10 protein-coding genes and 3 tRNA genes are annotated in these 10,515 nt (G+C 30.6%); 5 read left to right on the top strand and 8 right to left on the bottom strand.

Annotated elements, in window-relative coordinates; genetic code table 11:
• Positions 1 to 2 precede the first annotated feature (2 nt).
• From L992_RS10095 to L992_RS10085, 3 genes are all read right to left on the bottom strand, one after another.
• Positions 3 to 76: transfer RNA gene (locus L992_RS10095), tRNA-Met, on the bottom strand.
• A 5-nt stretch (positions 77 to 81) separates the two neighbouring features.
• Positions 82 to 157 (bottom strand) — tRNA-Trp (locus L992_RS10090).
• 3 nt (positions 158 to 160) lie between these two features.
• Positions 161 to 237, bottom strand: a tRNA-Pro gene (locus L992_RS10085).
• A 156-nt stretch (positions 238 to 393) separates the two neighbouring features.
• Here L992_RS10085 and L992_RS10080 point away from each other — a divergent pair.
• A complete protein-coding gene (locus tag L992_RS10080; RefSeq protein ID WP_047396043.1) occupies positions 394 to 1,152 on the top strand; it encodes an exodeoxyribonuclease III in 759 nt (252 codons plus the stop codon).
• Positions 1,153 to 1,249: 97 nt separating this feature from the next.
• Entirely contained in the window at positions 1,250 to 2,533 is a 1,284-nt protein-coding gene (locus tag L992_RS10075) for an MFS transporter (RefSeq protein ID WP_047384068.1), read from the top strand.
• Between the two features lie 27 nt (positions 2,534 to 2,560).
• On the opposite strand, the gene L992_RS10070 is transcribed toward L992_RS10075, so the two are convergent.
• The 3 genes from L992_RS10070 to L992_RS10060 all read right to left on the bottom strand — a co-directional run bounded on the left by L992_RS10070 (position 2,561) and on the right by L992_RS10060 (position 5,536).
• Positions 2,561 to 3,196, bottom strand: coding sequence for a hypothetical protein (locus L992_RS10070; RefSeq protein ID WP_047396040.1), 636 nt, complete (start codon positions 3,194 to 3,196; stop codon positions 2,561 to 2,563).
• A gap of 81 nt (positions 3,197 to 3,277) precedes the next feature.
• Entirely contained in the window at positions 3,278 to 4,465 is a 1,188-nt protein-coding gene (gene gltS / locus L992_RS10065) for a sodium/glutamate symporter (RefSeq protein WP_047384071.1), read from the bottom strand.
• 132 nt (positions 4,466 to 4,597) lie between these two features.
• Positions 4,598 to 5,536: a nucleoside hydrolase gene (locus tag L992_RS10060; RefSeq protein WP_047384072.1), complete on the bottom strand. Its 939-nt coding sequence runs from the start codon at positions 5,534 to 5,536 to the stop codon at positions 4,598 to 4,600.
• A gap of 142 nt (positions 5,537 to 5,678) precedes the next feature.
• Here L992_RS10060 and L992_RS10055 point away from each other — a divergent pair, with 142 nt between their 5' ends.
• On the top strand, positions 5,679 to 7,184 hold the full coding sequence (locus tag L992_RS10055) for a DUF1846 domain-containing protein (RefSeq protein WP_047384074.1): 1,506 nt from the start codon (positions 5,679 to 5,681) through the stop codon (positions 7,182 to 7,184).
• A 71-nt stretch (positions 7,185 to 7,255) separates the two neighbouring features.
• Here the strand turns inward: L992_RS10055 and L992_RS10050 are convergent, their stop codons facing one another.
• Positions 7,256 to 8,005 (bottom strand): hypothetical protein, encoded by a 750-nt coding sequence (locus L992_RS10050; protein WP_047384075.1) that lies wholly within the window; start codon positions 8,003 to 8,005, stop codon positions 7,256 to 7,258.
• A gap of 126 nt (positions 8,006 to 8,131) precedes the next feature.
• Positions 8,132 to 8,959, bottom strand: coding sequence for a mechanosensitive ion channel family protein (locus L992_RS10045; protein ID WP_052191815.1), 828 nt, complete (start codon positions 8,957 to 8,959; stop codon positions 8,132 to 8,134).
• Between the two features lie 154 nt (positions 8,960 to 9,113).
• Between L992_RS10045 and L992_RS10040 the strand changes: the two genes are divergently transcribed.
• Together L992_RS10040 and L992_RS10035 are read left to right on the top strand one after the other, a co-directional pair.
• Entirely contained in the window at positions 9,114 to 9,995 is an 882-nt protein-coding gene (locus L992_RS10040; RefSeq protein WP_047396038.1) for an MBL fold metallo-hydrolase, read from the top strand.
• A gap of 76 nt (positions 9,996 to 10,071) precedes the next feature.
• Complete coding sequence (locus L992_RS10035) at positions 10,072 to 10,404, top strand: helix-turn-helix domain-containing protein (RefSeq protein WP_047384079.1); 333 nt, start codon at positions 10,072 to 10,074, stop codon at positions 10,402 to 10,404.
• The last annotated feature ends 111 nt before the right edge of the window (positions 10,405 to 10,515 follow it).

The raw sequence follows: 10,515 nt of genomic DNA, 5'->3' as shown, positions 1-10,515 counted from the left end.
GGTGCCTAGAAAAGGATTCGAACCTTCGACCGCCCGGGTATGAACCGGGTGCTCTAGCCAACTGAGCTATCTAGGCGAAAATGGCAGGCCAAGAGGGACTCGAACCCCCAACCCTCGGTTTTGGAGACCGATGCTCTACCAATTGAGCCATTAGCCTGCATGGTCGGAATAGCAAGATTCGAACTTGCGGCCCCCTGCTCCCAAGGCAGGTGCGCTACCGGACTGCGCTATATTCCGAACTATTTTGTTTTTGCAACTCGCTCTCGCTCGCTACATAATTATAGTATCATAATTTTTAAACATTGTCAACAAAGTTTTTTATTTTTTTTTATTTTTTTATTTATGATATAATCTATAGTAGATAATTTTGAATAAATGTATGGAGGAAAACTTATGAAAAAATTAATTTCTTGGAATGTAAATGGTTTAAGAGCTGTGTTACAAAAAAACTTTTTAGAGTACTTTAATGAGGTTAATGCTGATGCTCTTTGTTTACAAGAGATAAAGTTACAAGAGGGACAAACTGATTTCTCTCCTGAAGGATATCATTGCTATTGGAACTATGCTGAAAAAAAAGGATATTCTGGTACAGCTATCTTTACAAAAGAAAAACCATTGTCAGTTTCTTATGATTTAGGAATTGAGCATCACGATAAAGAGGGAAGAGTTATAACTTTAGAGTTTGAAAATTACTACCTTGTAAATGTATATACTCCAAACTCACAAACTGAGCTTACAAGGCTTGATTATAGAATGACTTGGGAAGATGATTTTAGAAAATATCTTTTAGAATTAGATTCAAAAAAACCTGTTGTTTTATGTGGAGATTTAAATGTTGCTCATACAGAGATAGATTTAAAAAATCCAAAATCAAATAGAAAAAATGCTGGATTTACTGATGAAGAGAGAGCTAAATTCACTGAACTATTAGAAAGTGGTTTTGTTGATAGTTTTAGATATCTTCATCCAGATGTTACAGATGTATATTCGTGGTGGTCATATAGATTTAGTGCAAGAAAAAATAATGCTGGATGGAGAATCGATTATTTTGTAGTTTCTAATAAGATAAAAGAAAATATTAAAGAAGCAAATATACACACTGAAACTCTAGGCTCTGATCACTGTCCTGTTGAACTTATTTTAAATATTTAATATTATCTTTTTTAAAAGGATTTCTACTTTTTTTTGGTAAATGAGGTTACAAACAAAAGCTTTTCTAAAGTTTCTATTAAGACGGGGGATGATCTCTATGTTTCGTGACTCTTATAACAAAAATAAGTTTCTAATTATTATTGAAGGAATGAGTGCAAATACCTTATCTTTAGGGATTCAAGGATTTGCACTTACTGCCTTAGCTCTATATTTCCAATGTAAGCCATTTTGGATATCTCTTATTACAACTCTACCTTTAGGCTTGCAACTTCTTCAAATTTTTTTAGGAACATATTATAAATTTTTTAAGACAAAAAAACAAGCTATGCTTTTCAGCGCAGCCGCTGCAAGAATTCCGATGTGTTTTCTTTTTTTTATTGTTCTATTTGATAAAACTGATTACCGCTATCTTGTAGGAATAGTTTTTACCTATTCTGTCTTCTCTGCTTTTCTAAGTGGAATTTGGACGAGTTCAGTTGGAGATATTATAAAAAAAGAGGATCGTGGACTTTTCTTCTCAAAAAGATTCACTTTAATATCTATTTCAACAGTTTTTTTCTCTTATATTGTATCTAAAGCATTGAGTTATAGCCCTGGAAAAACAAGTATACTTATCCTTACTTTTATTATGGCCATAGCTGCAATAACAACTCTTGTTTTACTATATTTTCATGATATTCCAGACTTTACAGAAAAACAAAGAGATTTTTCCATAAAAAAACCTCTGAAAGATTCTAATTTTTTTAATTTTTTAACTTTTATAGCTATGTGGAATTTTTCTATCGAATTTACAAAACCTTACTTTTACTATTTTGCTGTTGTTAACTTAGATGCTTCATATAATATTTTAGGTCTCTCTACATCTTTAACCGCTATTCTTTCTATATTTGCATTTTTTATATATGGAAAACTTGTAGAGCGAATCGGATATAAAAAACTTCTATCATTTGGAATAGGTGTTTCTAGTTATGTCGTTATATTTTATTTTTTAATGACTAAAGAAACTGTAAATAGTTTAATTATGCTCGATGCTGTTGGAACAGCTGTTGGATGGTCCGCAATAAACTTATCTGTATTCAGTTTATTACTAGAACTTTCCTCTCCAGATCGAGACTCTTACACAGCAGCCTACTCGCTCTCTGTTGGTGTTTTAGGCCTAACTGGCGCATTCTTAGGAGGATATTTAGCTAATTATCTACAGGGTAAAACTATTACAATTTTTGGAGATTCATATGCTGGTTTAAAACTCATGTTTTTTATCAGCTTATTTTTAAGATTCTACTGTATGCTTCTACTAACTAAGGTTAGAGCATATCAAAAAAATCTTTACTATCCGGGTATATACCCTTCCCTTGTATATCTTTTAAGAAACAGAAGATAATAAAAAGAGACCCGAAGGTCTCTTTTATTATTTATTTCCTTTTAAACAAAACTCCTCAAAGTGTGGAAGTGTTAAACACCAATCACAGAAATTACCCCAGTCCTCTTTTAACTTGTGGTATCTTCTTTGAAGATATATTGTTTTTAATTGTAAGTAAGATGTTGTTACTCTCATAGTTTGCTCTAATCCCATTGGACAATTAGATATAATCTTCATATAGATTTCATATTTTGTATAGATTTTCCCATCTACTTCAACCTCTTTCTGATCCTTTTCAAAAGCGTTGAATATCTCAATCCATCTATTTAAATTTTCAATTACAACATCATCTACATATTCGTTACAAGAAGTTTTTAAATCCATCTTTGTAAGTCTGTGCATCTTTGAAGTTGAAGAAACTATATCCGCAAAGTGATATCTTTGAAACTGTGGTGTCCAGTAGTTTGGATAAGTTATATCAAATTGAACTATAATACCTTTTAAGAAGTTATCATGCCCTGTTCCAGTTGGTACATTTCCTAACTTTCCAGCTCTTTTATAATCTTTTTCCTCTAAACTTGGAGTTTCATCCCACTCCTCTATCGACTCAGCTATCATAGGATATCCACTAGCTATTAAACTCTCATCTAAACCATAAACTCTATCATTAAATATTTTTAACATGTCTAACCTCCTTAAAACTTTCTTTAAAGATTATAACATATTTTATATTTTAATTTAATGAATTATTTTAAATTATACAAATTAATGAAGTATATTCATAAACAGAGTTATTATTCCAGCATTAAAGAAATCTATGAATAATCCACCCACTATTGGAATTACAAAAAATGCCTTTGGTGATGGGAAATACTTAGCTGTTAATGCCTCCATGTTCGCTAAGGCTTTAGGCGTTGTTCCAAATCCACATCCACAATGACCACTTGTCATAACAACAGCATCATAATCTTTTCCAGTTAGTCTAAATGTTATGAAGTAAGCAAACATTCCAATTAAAACTGTTTGAGCTACCAACATTATAACTAGCGGTAGAGCTAATCCTTGAAGTTCCCAAAGTTTAAAAGTCATAAGAGTCATCGATAAAAATATTGTCAGAGTAAATCCACCAATAATATTTATAATATCTAAATGAACATCATATGCTCCGCTAAAATCAGAAATATTTCTTATTAAAGCTGCTGCAAACATAGCACCTATATACGATGGTAAAACAACTCCTGCACCAGATAAGAAGTTCGAAATTAAACTTCCAATCCCCATCGCTATTATAATTTGGAAAGAAGCTGTAGAAACATGTTTTGGATCTAAAGGTGTTTTCTTCTCATCTTCAGAATCATAAACTCCACCTGTTTCTCTTTTCTCTAATAGATTGTGCTTTTTTATCAATCTATTAGCCAACGGTCCAGATATTAAACTTCCAACTATTAAAGCATAAGTTGCTGTAGCCATTGCAACAACCGTTGCTCCTTCAGCTCCGTAACTCTCAAGTATTGGTGCAAATGCCCCCGCCGTTCCAGGACCTCCAGTTGTAGACATAGATCCTGTTGCTAACCCTATCAATGGGTTCAAATTTAAAACTCCTGCTAATCCAACTCCTAATACATTCTGAGCTACTGCTAGTCCCACAGATGCTATTAAAAACATAAATACAGGCATCCCAGCTTTCTTAAGTAATTTTAAACTAGCTGAGTATCCTACCGTCGTAAAGAAGGCAATCATAAAAAGACTTCTCAAAGAATCTTCAAATATAAAACTAAACAACCCCGTTTTGTAACCAATAAAAGTAATTATTGAAAAGGCTGTCCCTCCTGTTACTGACTCTGGAATACAATTTTCTTTTAAAAATTTAAATGTGTGGTTTAAAAATTTTCCCATATACAAGACAATAACTGCCATTGCTATAGTTTGAATCGTTGATAACTCTATCGTCATCTAGTACCTCCTTAAAACGTTTGTAAAATGTGTGTGTAATGCGATTGTAGCACCATTTTGTTCTTTTTTGAAATAGAATATATCAATATGTTAAATAATTAACTATTCAATCTATTGATATTTGAAATTAATTTATATCCCTTTCAATGCCTCAACAGATTTTTTTATAAGATTTATAAATGCTTCTCTATCTATCTCGTTTAGAACTAATGCATTTTTTTCTTTTCCTAGTTTATTACGATAATCTATAATAGTCTCACCATAAGTAAACTCCCCTCTTAACTCTGTTCCTAAGAATACATCTACTCCTTTAAACATCTCTGGTTCTAAAAGATAAGCTATAGTACACGGATCATGCATCGGAACTTCTGAAACTTTATAAAACTCTTTATAGAAATCTAATGCATTTTTTATTGCTCCATGTGCAACTTCAGAGGCGAATCCTCCTATTGCTTTTATCTCTGCTAACTCTTTTTCTGTTACAAACGCTTTCATTGTAACATCTAACGGACACAATACAATATCTACCCCAGATCTAAATACAATATCAGCTGCTTCGGCATCTACATATATATTGAACTCTGCTGCTGGTGTTACATTTCCACCAATTGCTGATCCACCCATTATTACAAACTTCTCTATTTTTTCTTTTAATTCCGGATAAGCTATTAAAAATACCGCTATATTTGTCATTGGACCTGTTATAACTATTGTGATTTTCTCATCACTATTTTTCAAAGTTTGAGCTAAAAACTCTACAGCATTTAAATCCTCTAACTGCTTTCCATTCTCTGGTATAACTACAGAACCAAGTCCAGTTTCCCCATGAACTTCTGGTGCTGTAACTATAGTTTTAAACATAGGTTTTTCACAACCTTTTGCTACTTTTATTTCTGGTCTAAAAGCTCCTACTAATTTTCTAGCATTTTCAGTCGTGTTATTTATATGCACGTTCCCCGCTGAAACTGTAACACCTTTGATGTCTAAATTCGTGTTTGCAAATGCTAAAAGTAATGCAATTGTATCATCACATCCTGGATCACAATCAATTATTATTGGTAATTTTTTCATTTTATCCTCCCTCAAAAAATTTAAATTTTTATAAATTATATCACAAAAAAATATTTTTAAGCTAGATTTTTTTTTTATAACATGCTATGATGTAGAGTCAGGAAGTGCTCTGACGAATATAAAAAAATTGAAGGAGTGAGTCATGAAAATAGGTTTTGATCACAATAAATATCTAGAGGAACAATCGAAATATATCCTAGAAAGAGTTAATAATTTTGACAAATTATATCTTGAGTTTGGTGGTAAACTGTTATTTGACTTACATGCAAAAAGAGTTTTACCGGGATTCGACGAAAATGCTAAAATTAAATTACTTCAAAAACTTAAAGAAAAAGTTGAAGTTATAATCTGCGTTTATGCAGGAGACATCGAAAGAAATAAAATCAGAGGAGACTTTGGTATTACATATGATATGGATGTATTCAGATTAATCGATGATTTAAGAGAACGTGAACTTGAAGTAAACAGTGTTGTTATCACTAGATATGATGACCAACCATCTACATCTCTTTTCATTACAAAGTTAGAGAGAAGAGGAATAAAAGTTTACAAGCACAGAGCTACAAAAGGGTATCCTACAGATGTAGATACAATCGTTAGTGAAGAAGGATACGGAAAAAATCCTTATATTGAAACAACTAAGCCAATCGTTGTTGTTACTGCTCCAGGACCTGGAAGCGGAAAACTAGCTACTTGTTTAAGCCAACTTTATCATGAAAATAAAAGAGGAAATGCCGTTGGTTACTCGAAATTCGAGACTTTCCCTGTTTGGAACGTACCATTAAAGCATCCACTAAATATCGCTTATGAAGCTGCTACAGTGGATTTAAAAGATGTTAACATGATAGACTCATTCCACCTTGAAGCTTATGGTGAAACTGCTGTTAACTATAACAGAGATATTGAAGCTTTCCCTGTTTTAAAAAGAATAATTGAAAAAATTACAAATAAAGAATCTATCTATAAATCACCAACTGATATGGGTGTTAATAGAGTAGGATTTGGTATCGTTGATGATGAAGTTGTTAGAGAAGCTTCTAAACAAGAGATTATCAGAAGATACTTCAAAACTGGATGTGAATATAAAAAAGGATATGTTGATAAAGAAACATTCCAAAGAGCAAAACTTATAATGGAAGAGTTAGGATTAAAAGAATCTGATAGAAAAGTAGTTACTGCTGCTAGAGAACACTTAGAAAAGCAAAAAGCTTGTGATACAACTGAGTTATTATCTTCTGTAGCTATGGAGCTTACTACTGGATTAATCTTAACAGGAAAAAAATCTAATGTTTTAGATTCTTCATCTGCTGTTTTAATCAACGCTCTTAAAGCTATTGCTGGAATCAATGATAATATTCACTTAATATCTCCAACTATAATTGAAGATATTACAAAACTAAAGAAAACTACATTACAAAGTAAAAACGTAGGTTTAGACTGTGAAGAGATGTTAATTGCACTTACTATATCAGCTGCAACTAACCCAATGGCACAAGCTGCCCTTGATCAACTTCCTACATTAAAGGGAGCTCAGCTTCACTCAACTACAATTCTTGGAAAAGGTGACGAGCAAACTCTTAGAAAATTAGGTGTTGATGTAACTTGTGATCCTGTATTCCCAACTGAAAACCTATACTATAACGAGTAATCAATATCAATATCAATATAATAAGCTGAGGAGATTTTAAAATTTCCTCAGCTTTTTTTCTACTTTTTTACTTATCCTATAAAAATTGGCACTTTTGCTTTTTCAATTATTTCTACACCCATACGTTTAGTTATCTTTTCAAAAAAGAATGATTTACTTAAATTACCCATTACAATAAAATCAAATTCGTTCATTCTATTGAAAAATTCCTCTTTTGTATTAAATTGCTGATTATACATCTCAATCTTTACTTCAATTCCTTTTCTTTCCAAAAATTCCAAAACATTATTTTCTTCATGCTTATAGTTCCAAGTTAAAAGAGTCATTTTTTTTATCTCTGGAAAATCTCTCACGAAATTATTTACACTTTTATTCACTTTTATTCCATCATCTGAAATAACCACAACATTTTCAAATTTTGAAGCACTTTTATTCACAACTATAACTGGTTTATATACTACTTTTAATATTTCTAAAAAATCTTCATCCAAATATTCTGTTTCTTCTAACATTATATAATCCACTTTTTTTAAATACTCTTGGATTATCTCTTTATTCAATCCTATATCTACTATTAACTCCTCTTTCAATCCTTCTTTTGCTAAAATTTCCTTTAAATCGTCAATATACTCATCTTCATACTCTTTTAAAATATCCATTGTCATGCTCGGACTTAAAAATGTAACACCTGTTGGAACTTTCAACTCTTTTACATAAAGAGGTAAAATCTCAAAATTAAATCTCTTTTTTAATGACTTATAATTTTCTATCGCTAACTTTGCATCGTTATAATATTTAAATAATACCAGTATCTTATCCATATAAAACCACCTCACTTATACTTCATCTTATTTTCTGTTTACCGGTAAAATTTAACTTATCCTTTTTTTATTTACACATAAAAAAAATCCCCAAGATAGTTCTTGGAGATGTAATCTTAAAATATTTTATTTCATTATATTAACTTCATAAGATTGATATGGTAATCTGATTCCCTCTTTATCAAATCTCTTTTTAACTTCCTCTTGAATATCAGCGTTTAAATCTCTAAAATTCTCTTTTAAAGTCCAAACTCTAACTATAAATTCAGTGGCTATCCCTGTTTCTTTTGAGAACTTTACAAATATATCTTTATCTTTTAATACAAATGGATGGTTACTTACAACATCAAATAAAACCTCTTTTACCTTATCTATCGAAACCTCTTTTTCTGCAAAGAATACAAAGTCTGCTCTTCTTTGAGGGTTTGCTGTTACAACAGTTACAACAGATGATGACAGTTTTCCATTTGGAAGAATTACTCTTTTATTATCTACAGTATTTAAAGCAGTGTATAAAAACGTTATCTTTTGAACCGAACCTTCCGATCCACCACAAATGATAAAATCTCCTTTTTTAAATGGTTTAGATATCAAAATTTGAATTCCACCCGCTACATCTGATAAGCTTCCTTTTAAAGCTAATCCCACTCCGACTCCCACAGAACCTAGAAGCGTTAGTAACGAGGCTACTTGCAGTCCTAAAATTTGAATCACATTTAAAAAATAAAAAATTATAATTAAAGTTTTCATCGATGTTGCTAAGAAACTTACTAACAACTCATCAAATTGTTTTTTTCTTAAAACCTTTTTTAAAGATTTTATAACAAACTCTTTAAGCGGATTATAAGAAACATATAAAATCGCTAAATATATCACTTTTTTTATAACTATTGGTGAGTATTTAGCAATTGCTATTACAAACTCATTCAGCATATGTCCAAGAATGTTTTCCATAAAAATTTTTTCCTCCACACTTTTATTTCTGCTCATATTATACTATATTTATAGGATTTTTTCTACATACAAAAAAGTGGGTAATTTTCAAAATAGTATTATCATGTTATTCTTAATCATAGTCTTAAAATAACTGTATCAAAGGAGAAAATATATGGAAAATAATTTAAATGAAATAAATAATGTACAAATACAACTTTTAAGAAATGCTACAATGAAAATTAAATATAATAAAAAAACAATTTTAACAGATCCTCTACTAGCTCCAAAAAATTCTTATCATGGATACTTACCTGAAAATAAAGATAAATTGGTTAGCCCTACTTCTGATTTACCTTTTTCTGCTGAAAAAGCAGTTAAAGATATCGATTTGATTTTAGTTTCACACACTCATATTCCAGAGAATGGAAAAGTAGAATTTGCTTACTCGGATCACTTTGATCAAAAGGCTATTGAAATAATTGATAAAAATATACCTATATTTGTACAAGAGTCAGATTCAAAAGGTTTAAAGGCAGTTGGTTTTAATAACCTTGTATCTTTCCAAAAAACTTTTTCTTGGGAAGGAATCTCATTTGAAAGATTTGAACTTTTACATACAGATATTCTATCTTTAAAACCTGTTGTTGGAGAAGTTTCTGGATATATTTTAAGAGCTGATAATCAACCTACAATTTTATGGGCAGGAGATACTATTTTAACTCAAAATATTAAAGATAAAATAATTGAAGTTCAACCAGATATAATAATAATCCATCCTGCAAAAGCTCATCTACTTTTATCTGAAGCTGAAAAAGATTTCTTCAATTCTTTAGGAATGGCTATTAATAAAGATACCAATGAACTTAATCTTTTAATTGGAGCTGAAGAAGCAATAGAGATTGCAAAACTTGCTCCAAAGGCTAAAATAGTTGCTGTTCATATGGAATCTACAGATCATAGTACTGTAACTAGAAAAGATTTAAAAGAAAAAATAAAAGAAGCTGGAGTTACTAATATAATTGTTCCTGATAATGGTGAAACTTTAAAATTCTAATTTTAATATAATTTCTCTTTTATTTTCAATAAATCTAGGTTATTATATATAAAATAATAACAAAAGGTGTGAAATTATGAAAATAAGAGAAAAATATACCTGCCCTTTAGAGTTAGCATATGATATTTTAAAAGGGAAATGGAAAATGGTAATTTTATATCAAATCCACTGGAGAGGCAAAGCCTCTTTATCAGAACTTGAAAATGATATTGTTGGAATCAATCAAAAAATGTTGTTACAACATCTTAAAGAACTTATGAAATTCGGCTTTGTCGAGAAATATAACTATGAAGGATATCCTTTAAGAGTTGAATATTTTTTGACTGAAAATAGAGGTAAAAAAGTAGTTAAAGTTCTTGAGATGATGCAAGATATAGGAAAAGAGATTCTTGACGAGATAGAAAAATAAAAGGTATGGAATCAACCATACCTTTTATTTTTATCGGGAGTATACCAAATTTAGTGTAAATTAACTTCTTAGCTATCAAATTTTAAATGTCCAAATAGGCTATCTTAACTT

Source organism: Cetobacterium sp. ZOR0034, assembly GCF_000799075.1.
In the GTDB taxonomy this organism is placed as follows: domain Bacteria; phylum Fusobacteriota; class Fusobacteriia; order Fusobacteriales; family Fusobacteriaceae; genus Cetobacterium_A.
The sequence above is the reverse complement of the archived record's forward strand: the minus strand, read 5'-3'. Positions and strand labels throughout refer to the sequence as shown.

What these genes read in the sequence shown, in the direction of transcription:
- L992_RS10045 (WP_052191815.1), bottom strand. Translation starts at nt 8,959, where the DNA reads ATGGAAAACATTCTTGGACATATGCTGAATGAGTTTGTAATAGCAATT.
- L992_RS10075 (WP_047384068.1), top strand. Translation starts at nt 1,250, where the DNA reads ATGTTTCGTGACTCTTATAACAAAAATAAGTTTCTAATTATTATTGAA.
- L992_RS10080 (WP_047396043.1), top strand. Translation starts at nt 394, where the DNA reads ATGAAAAAATTAATTTCTTGGAATGTAAATGGTTTAAGAGCTGTGTTA.
- L992_RS10060 (WP_047384072.1), bottom strand. Translation starts at nt 5,536, where the DNA reads ATGAAAAAATTACCAATAATAATTGATTGTGATCCAGGATGTGATGAT.
- L992_RS10040 (WP_047396038.1), top strand. Translation starts at nt 9,114, where the DNA reads ATGGAAAATAATTTAAATGAAATAAATAATGTACAAATACAACTTTTA.
- L992_RS10050 (WP_047384075.1), bottom strand. Translation starts at nt 8,005, where the DNA reads ATGGATAAGATACTGGTATTATTTAAATATTATAACGATGCAAAGTTA.
- L992_RS10035 (WP_047384079.1), top strand. Translation starts at nt 10,072, where the DNA reads ATGAAAATAAGAGAAAAATATACCTGCCCTTTAGAGTTAGCATATGAT.
- L992_RS10055 (WP_047384074.1), top strand. Translation starts at nt 5,679, where the DNA reads ATGAAAATAGGTTTTGATCACAATAAATATCTAGAGGAACAATCGAAA.
- gltS (WP_047384071.1), bottom strand. Translation starts at nt 4,465, where the DNA reads ATGACGATAGAGTTATCAACGATTCAAACTATAGCAATGGCAGTTATT.
- L992_RS10070 (WP_047396040.1), bottom strand. Translation starts at nt 3,196, where the DNA reads ATGTTAAAAATATTTAATGATAGAGTTTATGGTTTAGATGAGAGTTTA.